This window comes from Acinetobacter junii CIP 64.5 (assembly GCF_000368765.1).
Taxonomy (GTDB): Bacteria; Pseudomonadota; Gammaproteobacteria; order Pseudomonadales; family Moraxellaceae; genus Acinetobacter; species Acinetobacter junii.
On record NZ_KB849655.1, the window covers coordinates 1,418,506 to 1,436,297 of the forward strand.

The window sequence follows — 17,792 nt, forward strand, 5'->3', positions numbered from 1 at the left end:
AAACTGATCCCAGCGGGTGGCTGATCTTAATTTTTGCCCAGAGTGGTGCAGTTTAGCCAGACGTTCAAAATCTTGTCTTAGAATGGGTTTGAGTAATTGATGAAATACGGTATTCTGATGTGACAAAACCTGAGTCCTTTATAGTTAAAGTGTTTGTTTGCATTCATATTTTAACTATTTAGACTCAGGTTTTTTTATTTAAAGCAAACTATGGGACAGTAGTGACCCGAAGGTGCTTTTTTAGGAGATAAGAGTTAGTGTTTATACCAACCAAACATTTGGAAAATGTATGGTGCGTAAGTTACCAACACTAAAGATGAGAACAATACGATAATAGGTAATAACCAACGCTCATATCGGAAGTAGAAACTTGTATATTTCTCTTTCGCTTCCTTATCAGCTGCCGTAACCTCTTCATCACCGACGGAGAGTCGCGTCAACAAATGGTTCAGCGCAACAGGCGGTGTCACATAACCAAACTCAAATGCAACCAATACGATCATCCAGAAGTGAATTGGATGGATACCATTCTCGTAAGCCACTGGAGCAATCGTTGCAGCAACAAGAATTACCGCACCGAATGGATCGGTTGTCATACCAATAATTGCTAGTAAAAGCGCAATAAATGCCAGTGAAATATAGATATTGCCCAAGTGTGTAGGCAATAACTCAACCACTTCTGCACGTTCGATTAGACCACCAACACTTGCAGACAGAGCCATCAACAAGATCAATGCACCAATATGTCCTACAGTTTCTGATGTTGCAAAACGTAAAGCCCCACCAAAACCAAAGCCTTTGCTGCCATGTGGATCATGCGACTTTAAGAACTCAGACTTTTTCTCATGCTCACGAACTAAAGCTTCATGTTTAGGATCTGTTACTGGTACTGGATGTTTAGCCGCAAATAATTTGTCGAACAAAATCATCGCGATTAATACCAATGGAAGAATCATTGGTGCTGTAAATTCATTGATTGATGTATCTAAAGCAAGCTTATAGAACATCACCACGGCCAAACCAATGATCACATAAGGAATCACAGGAATACACGCGCGTAACATACCAGGTACAGCAACTTTCGGTGAATTCACACGGAATTTTTCTTCAGCAAGAATCAATGAAACGCCTAAGAAAATAAATGCGGTTAGCCAGAAGACATAAATACCGTGATCAAATAACTCTGTTGAAGTCACATGACGACTATCAAGCATCGAAATCAAAATCACAAGTAAACAAGGACGGATCACTACACCTAGTGAACCTGACATTGCCGATACCGCTAAGGCATATTGACGACGTGCACCAGAGTTCCAAACCTCTTTATAGATGATCGCACCAGCTGCAATAACGAAAATACCAGAAGCACCTGTATATGCTGTTGGAATCGCTGCTGCAATCAAGATTAACCAAGTTAAAGTTTCTGGAGCCAAGTTCCATGGACGTAAAATATTCAGGAACAAATCCATGACACGCGTTTGAGTCAGCAACATACCTGCCCAAATGAACAATGCTAGATTTAAGAAAATCCCTGAGAATTCAACCAAAATACCGAGGTAAATACCTTGCCCCATTGGATAATCCATGAAGAAGGTAAAAACAATACCTGTCACAAGTGACATATAGGCATATAAAGGTACGCTTAAGAATGCTAAACCAACATTTCCTTTTTCTTGAGCATTTTTAGGGACCAAGAATAATTGGAATACACTGATAATGGTCATGACTACGAATAAAATAATCCATAACCATGAAATCGCCATCGTTTTAGCTGTAACTTCAACACCAGAATTGAGTAAGGACTGATATTGGCTCCAAACAGAAGCACTTAATAATCCATTACCCAAGATCATCAAAGTTGAGTAAACACGATAGTCAATTTTGCTTTTTGGCGCACGTAAACCAATATGGTGGTAGCGCAAAGATGCTGTAATTGACGTAAACAAGACCATAACTAATAAAAGAACAGTCTGGTTTTCCGATCCAACCTTAAAGATACCGAAGAAAGATGTTTCAACTTGACGATATGTACGAATGCTTGGATGTGCTTCCAAATGCTTCATAGCTTTATCATAAAATTGATATTTCTCTTCACACTGTTGTTGCGCACCCATTAAAGAAGCACGAACATCTGCTTCAGAAGCAGCACCAAACATGCTTGCGAACTCATCCGCAGCATTTGCTTTCATTTGGGCTTGAACTTGTGCTTCGATGTCAGGATGTCGATCACAAGAAGGTTTTTCAGGTTCAGCTCGTAAATACGAGTACTGCATTCCTGTAGTTTGATCACCGTAAAGACGCTCACCCATACGGAGCATCTGACCGTGAATCATTTCGCCAGTACCAATAAGCAAAGTCATTAGCAACAAAGCAAGAATGATAAATGTAGATATCCAATCATTCCAGATATAACCCAAACGAGCTAATCCAGACTTTTTGTCTTGATCATTTTGCATGTGTATTCCAGTTTATTTTTTCTCAACATCCATCCAAAGATGTTGAATCATGCGTTGTCCTTGGTTGATAGATAAATGAATTACCCTCTTCGGAACCAATCCCTTTTTAAACCGCCTAAATTTGCAGCAAACTTTTCTAAAAAATAATGACTGCAATCACTTTTTTGTAAGTTTTTTTTATCAATTTAAACAATGAATAATTTTAACCGTAAAAATATTAAAAGCATTTAACCTACTGTCTAAGCATACTGGTTTACTTGGATTTGCAAAATCTTTGGCAAAAATATTTAAAACGATTAACTATCTCAAATTTATTCAAATTTCTTATTTAGAGAAAATTGATGAGCTATTTCGAGAAATAAAAAAAGCACCCGAAGGTGCTTTTTTTATTGTTAGTTTAGTTATACCAACCAAACAATTTAAAGAAATACGGAACGTAAGCAATAATTAAGATTGCAGGTACCATCACCAATAAAGGCAATATCCAACGTTCATATCGATAGTAGAAAGACAAATGACGAACTTCTGCATCTGCTTCAGCCACTTCCGCATCACCAATCGATTGTCGAGCCAAGAGATGGTTTAACGCAACTGGAGGTGTGACATAACCCAACTCAAAACCAATAAGCGCAATCATCCAGAAATGAACAGGATCAATACCATATTGATATGCAACAGGTGCGACTGTAGCCGTGATCAGAATCACAGCACCAAATGGATCCATGATCATACCTACGAAGATCATCAATAATACAATCAACGTAATCACGACAACAATATTATTAATATCTTGCGGGAATGCTTCCATGATATGAATTTGCTCAAGGAAACCACCGACACTCACTGAAAGCGCCATCAGAATCACAAGTGCACCGATATGCCCTACTGTTTCACTTGAAGAAGCATGCAATGCTTTAGCAAAGGAGATATTACGCTCTGGTTTGCGTGGGTCATCTTCTGGATTAATTTTTGGTGCAGGTTGACTACCATCCGCAGGCAATGTGTAGCTATTCAAAGTACTGTCCCAATGACCAACAGGCGCCAACGGTGCAGGTTCTTTACGTAACTTATCAAACAATACCATCATCAATAGAATCACAGGCATCATTACAGGTGCAGTAAATTCATTGAGATCAGTTGCTAATGCATGTTTGTAGAATAACCAAATCAAAACAAAGATCACGATATATGGTGATACAGGTACGAATGCACGTAATGATTTAGGCAATGCAACTTTAAATGGTGCAATACGGAATTTTTGTTCTGCAAAGAATAATGCAATCACCAAGAATAACGTTGAGGTTAATAGGAATGTGTACATCCCGTATTTATAAAGCAAATCAGTCGTTACTTCTTTGTTCAGTGAAGCGACTACTACGATCAATAAACATGGACGTAGAACTACACCCATTGAACCCGATAGCGCCGTTGCTGCTAAAGCAAACTGACGGCGTCCACCCGCATTCCACACTTCTTTATAAATAATCGCACCCGCAGCGATAACGAAAATACCTGATGCACCTGTATAGGCTGTTGGTAATGCCGCTGCAAGAAGGATCAACCAAGTTAAAGTCTCTGGAGCCAGATTCCAAGGACGTAAGATATTGAGGAATAAATCAACAATACGTGTTTGCTTGAGCAACATACCAGCCCAAATAAACAAGGCTAGATTCAAGAAAATATTCGACAATTCAACCAACTGTCCCAGATAAATACCTTGCCCCATTGGATAATCCATGAAGAAAGTAAATGCAACCCCGGTGATAATCGCCATATAGGCATATAAAGGAATACTGAGGATGGCTAAACCGACATTACCACCTTCACGAGTTGCAGCTGGTGGTTTGATCATTTGAAATAAACTGATGAGTGTCAGCACACCAAACAATATCATCCACAACCAATAAATCACGTTCATTTCTGGTGTGATCGGAACACCTGAATTCATGACCGATTTATATTGGCTAATCACAGATGATGTGAGTAATGCATTACCCAACAACATCGCAATACCATAAACACGGAAATCAGTTTTAGTAGCAGGACTACGTAAACCAATGTGATGCGCTTTCAATGTTGCACTGATTGCAGCAAATACAACCATAATAACGAGGAATAACGCGCGGTTCTCTGCACCTAATTTAAAGATACCAAAGAAACTAGTTTCAATTTTACGATAAGTACGAACACTAGGATTGGCTTCGATATGCTTCATTGCCTTATCGTAGAATTGGTATTTCTCATCACATTGTTGCTGAGCCGCTATCAGCGAAGCTCGAACATCTGCCTCAGAGGCTACACCAAACATACTCGCAAACTCATCAGCAGCATTGATTTTCATTTGCTCTTGAACTTGTGCATCTATATTTGGATTTCTGTCACAGGTTGGTTTCTCTGGTTCAGCACGTAGAAATGAATATTGCATTCCAGTATCAGGATCACCATAAAGGCGCTCCCCCATACGTAAAAGCTGACCATGAATCATCTCACCTGTTCCAATAACCAATGTCATTAGAAGCAAGAAAAGTATGACAAAGGTCGAAATCCACTCTGTCCATATATGGCTGAGCAGACCTAATCCAGATTTTTTCTCTTGATCATGTTGCATGTCTATTCCACTTTATTGTTCTCAACATCCATCCAAAGATGTTGAATCATGCGATGTATATGGTTGATAGAGAAATAACACCCTCTTGATAACCAATCCCTATTTAAACCGTCTAAGTTGTTGATAAGTTTGTATGAAAGTGACTTAATGTTTTTATTTCTTAATCCTTTTTAATAGCAAATAACCAAGTCCACAAAATACACCTCCAATTGCTCCAATCAAATGTGCTTCTGTTAGTACAGGACTTCCTATTAATTGTGCTGTACCTGTTTGACCAAAGGTATTTTCCCAAACAAGTTTGGCAAATATGAGCACTAAAACTAAAATTGCGAATGTTCTTTCCTTTGGATATTTTAGATAAACCAAACTTACCGCTGTATAAAGACCATGCAATACGCCTGATAAACCTGCATAAGCTTCAATATAAGGAAAGTAAAAATAAAAAATGAGGCTGATAAATGGTGGTAACAGTAATAACAACCAAACTAGATGTCTATTACGCGCATGTGGAAAAATAAAAGGTAAACAAGCAAATGCAAGCATATTCAAAAAGAAATGCATCCATCCAACATGTACCCAATGGGCTGTCCATAAACGCCAGACTTCGACCAGTACACTAGGCTTCCAATAGATGAAATGATCAGCAAAAACTTGCAGACTTGCAGAGATCGAAATACATACTGCGATCAATATGACTTTCCGTATCCATATTTGATCTTTCATTTACGTACCCCTCTTTTAAAACGAACCTTTTACATTCAACATTAACCAGTAATCTACTTAAATAATGTAAAAGGTCGTTTAATCTAGGTTACTGAGGTGGGGTCTCTTCTGCAGGAGCAGACGCACCATCCCCACCACCATCAAATAGCTCATCTAATTCTGAAGAACTTTCTTGTTTATCATCCCAGAATGTTGATAGACCTTCATCGGTAGCACGTATGCCAGTATTTTCTGTCCAGTAACGATCCGCAATTCCACGAACCATTAGACCTGCCATTTTGTCAATTAATCTAAATTGAGGGTTTGCAGGTTTATCTTCCCCTGTTGCAGCAGCATATGAACGGAATGCATCTCTAAGTTTTGCATCATCACCACTTGCTTGTGCAGCAACAGCATAAAGTGCATGTGCTAAGCGAACACCTTTTTTCTCACCAATTTGCATCGATTCTTTCATCGTTGCATAAGGTTCAGGTTTACCATCACCAGCACCTGGTAATAATGTCCAAATCACAGCACGAGTCGCCATTGGAGCGCCCCAGAACTTTTCATTATCTAGACATGCCATACCACGTTCTACAATACCCGCAATATCTTTCGGTACATTGATTGCACCACCAGAGTTAATATCATTGGTCATCGCTTGCAGACCACTTACCATCCCTAAAAGGTAAACTGTCTGATCTAAATCATTGCGCATTGTTGGGCATGAATCACCCAATTTATATTTATATTTTGATTCCCAACGATTTGCAAAAAGTTGATAACCTGCATATTGACGTTCAGCAGCAATCCCCGCCCAACGTTTTTGTTCAATACGAGCATCTTGAGCTTCAGAAACTTGACCTGCTTTCGAAGCACGCAAATAGCGGAGTTCCGCTTCTAAGGCTTTATTTTCAGCACAAATACCTGCTGAGGTATACAATAACACCGCCATACGTGTTGGATCAGCACCCATATCCTTGGTTGACATCACCGCTGGAGTTAAGGCATTACCTGAATTACACACCATTTCGGCGTCATCCATCGCCAAAATTGGTGGAACAATATGATTTTCACTAAAACTTAATGCGACATTAGCCCCTGTTTTAATGATTTGTGAACACCCTGATAATATTGATGTTGTGAGTAACGCAACCGCCACACCCTGTCCCATTTTTTGGAATTTAGACATTCTTCCTGTCCTCTAATTAATTTGTTTTTCCTTTTAGACGTACCTTATCAGATGCAATACTTGAATTAAAGAGTAATTGCTCTAATTTAACATGCGCATTCTGACACAATTCACAGATAAGAGAATTGACAGAGAGTTGAAAATACAAAAATTTTAGGCAAAAAAAAGTAGCATTGCGACGGTTCAGCACATGCTACTTATTAACTGGTAAAAACTTGAAACTCTTTATCTTTTAGTTTTGTTGAAAGTAATCCTTGAGTGATGTTTCAGCTCTTCCTATAACAATCGCCATAACGACTGCAATTACTAGAAACATCCACATTGAAATCTCCATAGAGACCTCCTACACTTTTTGTATCTACTTTTGATAGATACTAGATCGACGTTCGACATCAGCATTAACGGGATTGTGATATATTGATGACACCTTCAATCTCTTTCTCTTGGTCACTGCAACATTACGTTGATGTGATTCAAGAAGTTCCCTGAGTAAAGTTCCTGCTCTTCCTATTACAATTGCAAAAACGATTGCAATCACCAGAAACGACCATGTTGGAATTTCCATCATTTTAGGACCTCCACCACACTTTACGTTGGTGTTTGTACTTTAGCGAAAAGGTAACGATCTTGATGCTCAGATTGTCTGACAATCATAATTTTCATTATTTTTTAGAGTATTTAATCTAACAATTGTTTTTAAATTTGAGTAAAAAAACACTATCTAAATGATTTATATTAAATTAATTTAATTATACAAATGTAGACTTGTCTAACAATTATGCAATTTTTGAGAGTAATTTGAGCATTTTCCATTGATTTAAAGACAATTGATCCCACCAAATTACACATGTTTTTGATTCAATATTAGAAAAATGCAGCACAATATATAAATGATGATCAATAATTTTGAGTAATTTTCCTTGCTCGATATTAGGCTCTACTCCATCAAAACGAATCGACCAATCATCGTCACAGAGATACTCAATTTGATTTATTTTCGGTTTGTTTAATGCCGACCAGCCCGCCCATCCCATAATCAACAAGCACACTAACCATAAAAAAGCTGACAATAATTGATAAAGCAGGATATTGATACCCAAAAAACAAAACAGCTGCAATCCTAGCGAAAATCGACTAGATTGCAGCTCAAAAATACGTTTAGCCGTGTACATATTTTTTTAATTTTAAAATAAACGCTTTTAACTCTTCACGTGGTGGCTCACCCACCTCCATGAACCAATCCAACAAATCAGGATCTTCTTGATCCACCAACTCTGCAAATAATGCTTTTTCTGTTGGGTCTGCAGTCAAATAATATTGTTTAACATAAGGGTCAAAGTACACATCAATTTCTTTTAACCCACGACGTGCACGATAAATCACCTTGCGCTCTTCCAGTGTCATTTCATCAGACATTACTTATTCCACTTGCAACAAAGATAGCATAGTGTACCTGATCCAGTTTTATCTGCGCATAGATTTTTATAAGGTGACCAAATACATCAATCAAAATGAGCATTGATCACATTGTTGAATAATTCAGCTTTCTTGTATCTTCATGATGATCATTTAATCCAATGAACTAGGGAAAAAATAACAAATGCAATCAGGTGCCATTCGTCCAATTCCAAACATGCTTCCACGTAAACTTTTTACTCCAGACCATGAAGCATTCCGTGAAACTGTTCGTAAGTTCTACGAAAAAGAAGTTGTTCCCAATATCGAAAAGTATGAGAAACAGCAGCACGTAGATCGCGATTTATGGAACAAAGCTGGTGCGCTAGGTTTGTTATGCACAACGATGCCTGAAGAATATGGTGGCTCAGGTGTTGATCGACTCTACAGTATGATTCTGATAGAAGAACAAGCATATGCGATGGATTCAAGCACAGGTTTTTCTTTACATTCAGATATCGTTGCTAATTACATTAATAATTTTGGTAATGAAGATCAGAAGCAAAAATGGTTGCCAAAAATGGCATCAGGCGAAACGGTTACAGCTATTGCTATGACAGAACCAGGCACAGGTTCAGATTTGCAAGCTGTTCGTACAACGGCTGTACTTGATGGTGATGAATACGTTATCAATGGTTCTAAAATTTTCATTACCAATGGCTATCTTTGCGACATGGCAATTGTAGTTTGTAAAACAGGTAACAGCGACAAAGGTTCAGCCAATCTTTCATTAATTATTGTCGAAGCAGATCGTGCAGGTTTTAGTAAAGGTAAACCTTTAAACAAAATTGGTATGAAAGGACAAGATACATGCGAACTCTTCTTTGACAACGTCCGCGTACCAAAAGAAAATTTACTAGGTATGGAAGGCATGGGCTTTATCATGCTCATGAAAGAATTAGCATGGGAACGTATGTTAGTTGCGATTATTTGCCAAGCAGGTGCTGAAGCAGCTTTTGCACATACAGTTCAATATACTAAAGACCGTAAAGCATTTGGAAAACCAATTGGGACTTTCCAAAATACTCGCTTTAAGCTAGCTGAACTAAGAACTGAAATTGATTTCTGTCGTACCTATTTAGATCGTTGCATGGAATTACAGTTAGAAGAAAGTCTAGGTGTCGATGCTGCTGCGGCTGCCAAATACAAAATTTCAGACATGTTCTCTAAAGTTGTAGATGAATGCTTACAATTGCATGGCGGATACGGTTATATGCTTGAATACCCAATCGCACGTGCCTACATCGACAACCGTGCAAACCGTATTTATGCTGGAACCAATGAAATCATGAAAGAGCTGATTTCTCGCACCCTATAATAAGATCTAAAGGGATAGCACTATCGATAATGCTATCCCTTTTTAAATCACTTCTGTTGTGTTTTTTCTGAGTGTTGTGCATCTTGAGGATTCATACGCATCATGATTTTCTTTATAGTGGCATGATCAGCATGTTGTTGCATCGTAGTATTCAGTGCTGCTCGAGCATCTTGTGTTGTGAAATGAGCAATCTCGCCACCAATACCACTTGCTTTCTTCGCCCAAGCCTTTCCCTCAGCAGATTCATAGAATTTCAACGCTGCTTCTAATTCTTTTTGATTAAAAGTTTCCACATAACGTTGAACGATAAACTGCTTTCGTTTTTCGCTATTCAAATTCTTGCTCAAATCAACATAAAACTGCTCAGGAATATCTTTCGGCAGTCGCATACGAATTTGCTCAATAATCATTTTATCAGTGTTCTGTAAACCTTGTTCAGTTCCGTCCATGGATACTAGCTTCTGTGCAACCGTCTCTTTCTTTTTAATATCGTCTGCAAAAGTCGCTGTGCTTAACATTAAAGTTATTAAAAGCAAGCCTAACCTCATGATTTATTCCTTGATCGTTATTTAAATTTTGAATCAATATACTCGAATTCTTAACAGAAATTAAAATTTAGAAATAAAAAAACCTATGTATTAACATAGGTTTTTTTTATCAAACAAAAAATTTATGAAACTAATTTAGGCTTACGATCCGCTTGCTCACCACGTTTATGGAATTGCAATACGCCATCGTTAAACTTAGCATCTTTTAGATCTTTACGATCTGCAAGATAGTTATTGGTAATTTTCCAAGGCGCTTGCTTACCTTGTTTTGGCATAACATCAGCTGCACGTGCGATATAACCAGAAGACAATTTACCCATAATAGTATCCTGTTCAAACTGACTTGGGTCAGCATGAGCAATCACTTCATCATAGCCATTCTTATCCATATGATTAATCAAGCGGCAAATATAATCAGCTGCGATATCAACTTTTAATGTCCAAGAAGCATTGATATAACCAATAATCATTGCCATATTCGGTACATCACTCACCATCACACCTTGATACAACATGTGTTTAGAGGTATTAAGTGGCTTACCATCGATTGAACCTTGCACACCACCCAAGATTTGGATCTCTAAACCAGTTGCTGAGATCACAATATCTGCTTCTAAGTGTTTACCAGATTTTAACTGAATACCATTTGCGGTGAATTTTTCAATTTGATCTGTTTCAATACTTGCTTGACCTTCACGTAAAGCTTTGAATAAATCACCATCAGGAACAACACACAAACGCTGATCCCATGGGTTATAGCTTGGAGTAAAGTGTTTCATATCCACTTTACCTTTTAACTGCAACTCGATTCCTTTCAACAGCAAACGACGAACAGTTTTAGGATGCTTTTGTGCTAATGCATAAATTGCACGCTGCATGCCAATGTTACGAGCACGAGTAAATTTATATGCTGTTTCTTCAGACATGAATCGACGTGTCTTTTCATAAATAAAGTCAATTGAAGGCACTGTTGCGATATAAGTTGGAGAACGTTGCAACATGGTTACATGACCTGCCCCACCTTTTACCATTGAAGGAACAAGTGTAATTGCAGTTGCACCACTACCGATAATTACAACTTTTTTGCCTTTATAATCTAAATTCTCAGGCCAGTGTTGTGGATGGATAAATTGCCCTTTAAATTTATCTTGATCTTGGAATTGTGGTGCATAACCTTGGTCATAATTATAGTAACCAGTACATCCCATCACAAAATTAGCTGACCAAGTCTGCTTCTTCTTGTTGTTGTCTTCAATTTCAACCAACCACTTTTTCTTAGCAGAATCATAGTTTGCAGAAAGTACACGATGACCAAAGTGAATTTTCTCTTTTAATTTATTTTCAGAGATGACTTCACCTAAATAACCTTTAATTTCAGGACCGCTTGCTAAAACTTTTTCTTTTGCCCATGGTTTAAAGTTAAAACCAAAAGTAGACATGTCTGAATCAGAACGAATACCAGGATAACGGAATAAATCCCAAGTCCCGCCAAAGCTATCACGACGCTCTAAAATTTCAAATTGGCGTTGCGGGCAGTTCTTAGAAAGATGCACAGCTAACCCAATCCCAGAGATACCTGCACCAATAATTAAAACATCAACTTGCTTTTCCATTTTTTTTATACCCTGTATAAACCATGTCTTTATTAAAGCACAAATTTGACAATACACAATGTCAAGTTTAGTCATTCATAGGTTTTTTTATATCAGTTCGGGACATTTTGAAAAAAAGAGGGTAAAAAAATCCTGAGATTTTTGCTTGGATTTGCTAATTTCTGAAACTGGAAATTAAGAATACATCCTTACTTTATTACAAAAAAATTAATTTAACTAATTAATATTTATAGAACATAAAATAGATTAAGCACATCAAATGTAGAGGCAATTTATAATGAAATTTTAATGTAAATAGGAAGCTTAAATAATTCATATACCTTGTTTTGAAAGCGAATAATCCTATAAACAAACCGTGAAGAGTGTGTACCATTGATTCCGAATTTATTTGCTGAAATTATACCAGCTCAATCTGCTGCAGGAATTGCATTAGGGTTAAATTTCAACACCTTTAAAGCAGTTTCAGATTTTCAAATCATTCATGATTATGAAGAATCAGACAACTTATCTTATGAGCAAAATAAATGGCTAGTTTTACACCGAAATTTAGTACAGCCAAGTGAACATCCTATTAGTGAAATATGTTGTTATTGGAATAAAAGCATTACGCTAACATTCAATGCAGATACAAATAGACTAGAATTCATCTATGTAGGCGAAGGATATCGTGGAAAATTATTAGGTTTGTTAGGAATAGGAGATCGGTTAGATTCAGTCAAAATACAATATAACTTTCAATTTGAAGGTGATAGACATTATCTTGAATATACGGAAGATAGTAGCCTGGCTGGAGAAATTATTCCTGTTGAGATAGAAACAAACTACAGAATAGCGTACTCAGAAGAATATTCAGACCAAATTATTCAAGGTTTCTTGATCTACTTACCGCCAATTGAAAGGAATAATTTAAAAATAATTGCTTAACTTAATGCTCCATCAATACATTTGAATACAATGTCCTTAACCTTAAACAATAAAAAAGGTCGGTTATTACACCGACCTTTTTTGGAACAACTGACTGTTCTACACGTAGAAGTATTATTTTACTTCACGGTCAACGAGTTCAACGTAAGCCATCGGTGCAGCATCACCTGCACGGAAGCCCGCTTTAAGAACACGTAGATAACCGCCGTTACGCTCTTTGTAACGAGGGCCAAGAACGGTAAATAATTTACCAACAGTTGCTGCAGAACGAGTACGAGCAAACGCTAAACGACGGTTTGCTACTGTATCGTTTTTAGCTAAAGTGATTAAAGGCTCAGCAACGCGGCGAAGTTCTTTCGCTTTAGGCAAAGTTGTTTTAATTAACTCATGCTCAACTAAAGCATTTGTTAAGTTTTGGAACAACGCCTTACGGTGGCTGCTTGTACGGCCTAATTTCACACCACTATTACGATGACGCATGGTGATAGTCCTACTTAATTAACGGCTACGATAGGCAAAACGGTCATCCATACGGAGACTAGCAGGTGGCCAGTTCTCTAAACGCATGCCGAGTTGTAAACCTTTCGATGCCAAAACATCTTTGATCTCAGTTAACGATTTTTTACCTAAGTTAGGAGTTTTTAACAACTCAACTTCGGTACGTTGAACAAGATCACCAATGTAGTAAATATTTTCTGCCTTCAAACAGTTAGCAGAACGAACAGTTAGCTCGAGATCATCTACTGGACGAAGCAAAATTGGATCAACTTCTTCGCGAGGTTCTTGAGCAACTGGAGTTTGATCTTTCTGAAGATCAACAAAAATTGCAATTTGTTGTTGCAAGATTGTTGCCGCTTTGCGGATTGCTTCTTCTGGATCAACAGTACCGTTTGTTTCAAGATCGATCACTAGCTTGTCAAGATCAGTACGTTGTTCTACACGCGCATTTTCAACGGTATAAGAAACACGTTTAATCGGGCTATATGAAGCATCTAATTGTAAACGACCTACAGGGCGAGTTTCGCCTTCTGGGAAGCGTGAATCAGAAGTTTCGTAGCCACGACCTTGAGCAACTTTAAGGCGCATTTTTAATGAACCACTAGAACTCAAAGTACCAATTAAATGATCAGGGTTAACCACTTCAACATTATGAGGTAAACGAAGGTCAGCTGCTGTTACGTCACCTGCACCTTGCTTCTCTAATGTTAAATATGCTTCGTTTTGATCGAACAGCTTAATAGACAATCCTTTTAGGTTCAGCAAGAGCTCGACGATGTCCTGCTGCAAGCCTTCTAAAGTACTGTACTCGTGCTCGACACCTTCTATTTCTACTTCAACCACAGCAGCGCCAGGTAAAGAAGACAATAGAATGCGACGTAAAGCATTACCTAGAGTATGACCAAAGCCACGCTCTAAAGGTTCCAGAATCACTTTTGCCGAGGTCCCGCTCACCGCTTCGACCTTGATCGCTTGCGGAGTTAGAAACTCGTTTGCAGTACGCGTCATTTATTGCTACCTCAAGGATTATTTAGAATACAATTCTACAATCAAGCTTTCGTTGATTTCAGCAGGTAAATCAGAACGATCTGGAGCAGCTTTGAACGTACCTTCTAACTTAGAATGGTCAACTTCCATCCAAGCAGGGATACCACGTTGAGCAGCTAATTCAATCGCGTTTTTAATACGCAATTGTTGTTTAGCGCCTTCATGCACTGCAATTACATCGCCCGCTTTAACTTGAATAGACGCAATGTTTACACGACGACCATTTAAAGTAATAGAACGGTGACTTACTAACTGACGAGCTTCTGCACGTGTAGAACCAAAACCCATGCGATAAACTACGTTATCAAGACGGCTTTCAAGCAATTTCAACAAGTTTTCACCTGTTGCGCCTTTAACACGAGCTGCTTCTTTATAGTAATTACTAAATTGACGCTCTAACACACCGTACATACGACGTACTTTTTGTTTTTCACGTAATTGTAGTGAGTACTCAGATTGCTTTCCACCGCGTGCCTGACCATGTTGACCAGGTGCTTTGTTAGCTTTTTTTGTTTTGACGTCAAATGGTTTAACGCCAGATTTAAGTTGCAGGTCTGTCCCTTCGCGGCGAGAGAGTTTGCATTTTGGACCAATATAACGAGCCATGAATGTTTCTCCTTACACGCGACGTTTTTTAGGTGGACGGCAACCGTTGTGAGGAATTGGAGTCACATCGGTAATGCTGTTAATCTTATAACCCACTGCGCCTAATGCACGAACCGCAGACTCACGACCTGGACCAGGACCTTTTACAAGGACGTCTAGGTTTTTCAAACCGTAATCTAAAGCTGCTTTACCAGCAACTTCAGCAGCTACCTGAGCAGCGAACGGAGTTGATTTACGTGAACCACGGAAGCCTTGTCCACCTGAGGTAGCCCAAGCCAATGCATTACCTTGACGATCGGTAATCGTTACAATGGTGTTATTAAAAGACGCGTGAATGTGTGCAACACCTTCAGAGACGGTACGAGTGACCTTCTTGCGTGTGCGAGTATCTTTAGCCATCTTTTAGCTTCCAGAAATCTTACTTTTTAATCGGTTTGCGCGGACCTTTACGGGTACGTGCGTTAGTTTTGGTGCGTTGTCCGCGAACAGGCAAGCTGCGACGATGACGAAGACCGCGGTAGCAGCCTAAATCCATTAAACGTTTAATGTTCATGGAAATTTCGCGACGTAAATCACCTTCGGTCGGAACCTTAGCAACTTCTGCACGAATCGCATCAAGCTGAGCATCATCTAATTCACGAATTTTTGTAGTCTCAGTGATACCTACAGCAGCTAAGATATTCTTAGCAGTGTGGCGGCCGATACCAAAAATATACGTGAGAGAGATAACAGCATGCTTGTTATCCGGAATGTTTACACCGGCAATACGAGCCATTCAATTTTCTCCAAAAAGGCAGTCAAGATAATCAACCGCCCCACAAAAATCTTGAGGGGCGGATAATAACCTAATTAGCCTACTGAAATCAACAGGTCTTAATTAAATTAACCTTGACGCTGCTTATGACGAGGTTCTGCGCTACAAATCACGCGAATAACCCCATTACGACGGATAACTTTACAGCTACCACAGATTTTCTTTACAGAAGCTTGTACTTTCATGATGAAACCTCTAAGTGCGCTTATCCCTGAGGATGAGCAGTCGTTTTTCTCATTAACGTTTGATTATCATATTGATGCGAAGTTAGATGCGCTTGAAGTTGCGCCATAAAATCCATCACTACAACAACTACAATAAGCAATGATGTTCCACCCAAATGGAATGGAATACCAAATGAACTTTGTAAAACCATCGGCATTAAGCACACAACGGTGATGTAGATTGCACCAATAAACGTCAAACGATTAAGGATATGATCTAAATAACGAGCCGTTTGCTCACCTGGGCGGATACCAGGCACATACGCTCCGCTACGTTTCAAATTCTCTGAAACTTCTTTCGGGCTAAAAACAAGCGCGGTATAGAAATAACAGAAGAAAATAATTAACGCACCAAAGAGCATTAAATATAACGGCTGTCCAGGCGATAACACCAATGCCAAGTCTTGCAGACTACGCTTAATAATCCCTGCATTAGGATCAGCACTACCTAGCCATTGCCCCAAACTCGCTGGAAATAATAACAATGAGCTTGCGAAAATTGCTGGGATTACACCTGCCATATTAATTTTCAATGGCAAATGTGTTTGCTGTGCAGTAAATACACGACGCCCTTGCTGTTTTTGAGCATAGTTCACTGGAATACGACGTTGTGCTTTTTCAATAAACACAATCGCAGCTAAAACTGCTAAAGATAATAATCCAAATACAGCTAAACCAATTAAACTACCTTGACCATTTTGTACTGTTGTAAATGACTGAATTACCAAGTTTGGTAAGCCTGCCACAATACCTGCGAAAATGATCATTGAGATACCATTACCGACACCACGTTCAGTAATTTGCTCCCCTAACCACATCAAGAACATTGTTCCAGCAACCAATGAAGTTACCGCTGGAACATAAAATGCCAATCCCGAAGTCAAAGTAATACCCTGACTAATGAGACCAGCACACATCCCCACCCCTTGCACTAGTGCAAGGAATAAAGTTCCGTAACGTGTATATTGATTAATCTTGCGTTTGCCTTGCTCGCCTTCTTTTTTCAAAGCCTCTAACGAAGGGATCACTGTCGACATTAACTGCACGATAATCGAAGCAGAAATATACGGCATGATACCTAACGCTAGAATCGACATGCGTTCTAATGCACCGCCAGAAAACATGTTAAATAAACCTAAGAAGGTACCTTCATTAGCTTTAAAAAAACGTGCCAGCGCTACATTATCAATACCCGGCAACGGAATATGCGCTCCTAGTCGAAAGACCAATAACGCGCCAATTAAAAACATTAATCGGCGGATAATTTCACGATATTTCACATGAAACGGCTGGCCTTTCATCATGTTAACATGACCAGTAGAACTAGGAGTCATAGACACTCGAGATTACTCCTCGACTTTACCGCCAGCAGCTTCAACAGCAGCTTTAGCGCCTTTAGTCAACGCAACACCTTGTACAGTGAACGCGCGAGTGATTTCACCAGAAAGCACGATGCGAGCACGAATCTGGTCACGACGAACAACATTCGCAGCTTTTAAAGTTTCAAGGCTAACGATGTCGCCTTCCACTTTATTCAACTCAGACAAACGCACTTCAGCAGTTTTCAAAGCGATTTGGCTAGTGAAACCGAATTTAGGTAAACGACGATATAACGCAGTTTGGCCGCCTTCAAAGCCTGGACGAGTACCACCACTTTTACGTGAGTTTTGACCCTTGATACCACGACCACCAGTTTTACCAACGCCAGAACCGATACCACGGCCTAAACGACGGTTTTCACGCTTTGCACCTTCAGCAGGTGAAAGTTCATTTAAACGCAGAGTCAT

20 protein-coding genes are annotated in these 17,792 nt (G+C 39.0%); 2 read left to right on the forward strand and 18 right to left on the reverse strand.

What is annotated here, in order from left to right:
- From F948_RS16170 to F948_RS12315, 8 genes are all read right to left on the reverse strand, one after another.
- The coding region (locus F948_RS16170) for a DUF4372 domain-containing protein (protein ID WP_004908418.1) at positions 1-126 on the reverse strand (126 nt) is incomplete at its 3' end.
- A gap of 128 nt (positions 127-254) precedes the next feature.
- On the reverse strand, positions 255-2,456 hold the full coding sequence (locus F948_RS12285; protein ID WP_004964292.1) for a TRAP transporter large permease subunit: 2,202 nt from the start codon (positions 2,454-2,456) through the stop codon (positions 255-257).
- 397 nt (positions 2,457-2,853) lie between these two features.
- Positions 2,854-5,064 carry a TRAP transporter large permease subunit gene (locus tag F948_RS12290; protein WP_004964294.1) on the reverse strand — a complete coding sequence of 737 codons (2,211 nt, stop codon included), beginning with the start codon at positions 5,062-5,064 and terminating at the stop codon, positions 2,854-2,856.
- Positions 5,065-5,217: 153 nt separating this feature from the next.
- A complete protein-coding gene (gene rrtA, locus F948_RS12295) occupies positions 5,218-5,787 on the reverse strand; it encodes a rhombosortase (protein ID WP_004951830.1) in 570 nt (189 codons plus the stop codon).
- An 88-nt stretch (positions 5,788-5,875) separates the two neighbouring features.
- Positions 5,876-6,958, reverse strand: coding sequence for a hypothetical protein (locus F948_RS12300; RefSeq protein ID WP_004964298.1), 1,083 nt, complete (start codon positions 6,956-6,958; stop codon positions 5,876-5,878).
- A gap of 358 nt (positions 6,959-7,316) precedes the next feature.
- Positions 7,317-7,523, reverse strand: coding sequence for a hypothetical protein (locus F948_RS12305; protein WP_171053826.1), 207 nt, complete (start codon positions 7,521-7,523; stop codon positions 7,317-7,319).
- A 211-nt stretch (positions 7,524-7,734) separates the two neighbouring features.
- A complete protein-coding gene (locus F948_RS12310; protein WP_227556735.1) occupies positions 7,735-8,001 on the reverse strand; it encodes a hypothetical protein in 267 nt (88 codons plus the stop codon).
- A gap of 115 nt (positions 8,002-8,116) precedes the next feature.
- Complete coding sequence (locus F948_RS12315; protein WP_004909323.1) at positions 8,117-8,374, reverse strand: FAD assembly factor SdhE; 258 nt, start codon at positions 8,372-8,374, stop codon at positions 8,117-8,119.
- A gap of 184 nt (positions 8,375-8,558) precedes the next feature.
- On the opposite strand from F948_RS12315, the gene F948_RS12320 reads away from it, so the two are divergent.
- Positions 8,559-9,731, forward strand: coding sequence for an acyl-CoA dehydrogenase family protein (locus tag F948_RS12320; protein ID WP_004909327.1), 1,173 nt, complete (start codon positions 8,559-8,561; stop codon positions 9,729-9,731).
- A 47-nt stretch (positions 9,732-9,778) separates the two neighbouring features.
- Here F948_RS12320 and F948_RS12325 read toward each other — a convergent pair whose 3' ends face one another.
- Together F948_RS12325 and F948_RS12330 are read right to left on the reverse strand one after the other, a co-directional pair.
- Positions 9,779-10,279: a DUF2059 domain-containing protein gene (locus tag F948_RS12325; RefSeq protein ID WP_004964310.1), complete on the reverse strand. Its 501-nt coding sequence runs from the start codon at positions 10,277-10,279 to the stop codon at positions 9,779-9,781.
- A 122-nt stretch (positions 10,280-10,401) separates the two neighbouring features.
- Positions 10,402-11,892 carry a flavin-containing monooxygenase gene (locus F948_RS12330; RefSeq protein ID WP_004909331.1) on the reverse strand — a complete coding sequence of 497 codons (1,491 nt, stop codon included), beginning with the start codon at positions 11,890-11,892 and terminating at the stop codon, positions 10,402-10,404.
- A gap of 372 nt (positions 11,893-12,264) precedes the next feature.
- On the opposite strand from F948_RS12330, the gene F948_RS12335 reads away from it, so the two are divergent.
- Complete coding sequence (locus F948_RS12335) at positions 12,265-12,816, forward strand: hypothetical protein (protein ID WP_004964313.1); 552 nt, start codon at positions 12,265-12,267, stop codon at positions 12,814-12,816.
- A 114-nt stretch (positions 12,817-12,930) separates the two neighbouring features.
- On the opposite strand, the gene rplQ is transcribed toward F948_RS12335, so the two are convergent.
- The 8 genes from rplQ to rplO form a co-directional block, all read right to left on the reverse strand.
- Positions 12,931-13,296 (reverse strand): 50S ribosomal protein L17, encoded by a 366-nt coding sequence (rplQ, locus tag F948_RS12340; protein WP_004641032.1) that lies wholly within the window; start codon positions 13,294-13,296, stop codon positions 12,931-12,933.
- Between the two features lie 18 nt (positions 13,297-13,314).
- Positions 13,315-14,322 carry a DNA-directed RNA polymerase subunit alpha gene (locus tag F948_RS12345; protein ID WP_004660372.1) on the reverse strand — a complete coding sequence of 336 codons (1,008 nt, stop codon included), beginning with the start codon at positions 14,320-14,322 and terminating at the stop codon, positions 13,315-13,317.
- Between the two features lie 18 nt (positions 14,323-14,340).
- A complete protein-coding gene (gene rpsD, locus F948_RS12350; RefSeq protein ID WP_004909337.1) occupies positions 14,341-14,967 on the reverse strand; it encodes a 30S ribosomal protein S4 in 627 nt (208 codons plus the stop codon).
- 12 nt (positions 14,968-14,979) lie between these two features.
- Positions 14,980-15,366: a 30S ribosomal protein S11 gene (gene rpsK, locus F948_RS12355; protein ID WP_001040166.1), complete on the reverse strand. Its 387-nt coding sequence runs from the start codon at positions 15,364-15,366 to the stop codon at positions 14,980-14,982.
- Positions 15,367-15,385: 19 nt separating this feature from the next.
- Positions 15,386-15,742 (reverse strand): 30S ribosomal protein S13, encoded by a 357-nt coding sequence (rpsM, locus tag F948_RS12360; protein WP_000090815.1) that lies wholly within the window; start codon positions 15,740-15,742, stop codon positions 15,386-15,388.
- A 107-nt stretch (positions 15,743-15,849) separates the two neighbouring features.
- Complete coding sequence (gene rpmJ / locus F948_RS12365) at positions 15,850-15,966, reverse strand: 50S ribosomal protein L36 (protein WP_000867907.1); 117 nt, start codon at positions 15,964-15,966, stop codon at positions 15,850-15,852.
- 20 nt (positions 15,967-15,986) lie between these two features.
- On the reverse strand, positions 15,987-17,306 hold the full coding sequence (secY, locus tag F948_RS12370) for a preprotein translocase subunit SecY (RefSeq protein ID WP_171053828.1): 1,320 nt from the start codon (positions 17,304-17,306) through the stop codon (positions 15,987-15,989).
- 45 nt (positions 17,307-17,351) lie between these two features.
- A complete protein-coding gene (gene rplO, locus F948_RS12375) occupies positions 17,352-17,792 on the reverse strand; it encodes a 50S ribosomal protein L15 (RefSeq protein WP_004964322.1) in 441 nt (146 codons plus the stop codon).

What these genes read in the sequence shown, in the direction of transcription:
- F948_RS12305 (WP_171053826.1), bottom strand. Translation starts at nt 7,523, where the DNA reads ATGGAAATTCCAACATGGTCGTTTCTGGTGATTGCAATCGTTTTTGCA.
- rplQ (WP_004641032.1), bottom strand. Translation starts at nt 13,296, where the DNA reads ATGCGTCATCGTAATAGTGGTGTGAAATTAGGCCGTACAAGCAGCCAC.
- F948_RS12325 (WP_004964310.1), bottom strand. Translation starts at nt 10,279, where the DNA reads ATGAGGTTAGGCTTGCTTTTAATAACTTTAATGTTAAGCACAGCGACT.
- rpsM (WP_000090815.1), bottom strand. Translation starts at nt 15,742, where the DNA reads ATGGCTCGTATTGCCGGTGTAAACATTCCGGATAACAAGCATGCTGTT.
- F948_RS12300 (WP_004964298.1), bottom strand. Translation starts at nt 6,958, where the DNA reads ATGTCTAAATTCCAAAAAATGGGACAGGGTGTGGCGGTTGCGTTACTC.
- F948_RS12345 (WP_004660372.1), bottom strand. Translation starts at nt 14,322, where the DNA reads ATGACGCGTACTGCAAACGAGTTTCTAACTCCGCAAGCGATCAAGGTC.
- secY (WP_171053828.1), bottom strand. Translation starts at nt 17,306, where the DNA reads ATGAAAGGCCAGCCGTTTCATGTGAAATATCGTGAAATTATCCGCCGA.
- F948_RS12290 (WP_004964294.1), bottom strand. Translation starts at nt 5,064, where the DNA reads ATGCAACATGATCAAGAGAAAAAATCTGGATTAGGTCTGCTCAGCCAT.
- rpmJ (WP_000867907.1), bottom strand. Translation starts at nt 15,966, where the DNA reads ATGAAAGTACAAGCTTCTGTAAAGAAAATCTGTGGTAGCTGTAAAGTT.
- F948_RS12315 (WP_004909323.1), bottom strand. Translation starts at nt 8,374, where the DNA reads ATGTCTGATGAAATGACACTGGAAGAGCGCAAGGTGATTTATCGTGCA.
- rrtA (WP_004951830.1), bottom strand. Translation starts at nt 5,787, where the DNA reads ATGAAAGATCAAATATGGATACGGAAAGTCATATTGATCGCAGTATGT.
- F948_RS12330 (WP_004909331.1), bottom strand. Translation starts at nt 11,892, where the DNA reads ATGGAAAAGCAAGTTGATGTTTTAATTATTGGTGCAGGTATCTCTGGG.
- F948_RS12285 (WP_004964292.1), bottom strand. Translation starts at nt 2,456, where the DNA reads ATGCAAAATGATCAAGACAAAAAGTCTGGATTAGCTCGTTTGGGTTAT.
- rpsK (WP_001040166.1), bottom strand. Translation starts at nt 15,366, where the DNA reads ATGGCTAAAGATACTCGCACACGCAAGAAGGTCACTCGTACCGTCTCT.
- rpsD (WP_004909337.1), bottom strand. Translation starts at nt 14,967, where the DNA reads ATGGCTCGTTATATTGGTCCAAAATGCAAACTCTCTCGCCGCGAAGGG.
- F948_RS12320 (WP_004909327.1), top strand. Translation starts at nt 8,559, where the DNA reads ATGCAATCAGGTGCCATTCGTCCAATTCCAAACATGCTTCCACGTAAA.
- rplO (WP_004964322.1), bottom strand. Translation starts at nt 17,792, where the DNA reads ATGACTCTGCGTTTAAATGAACTTTCACCTGCTGAAGGTGCAAAGCGT.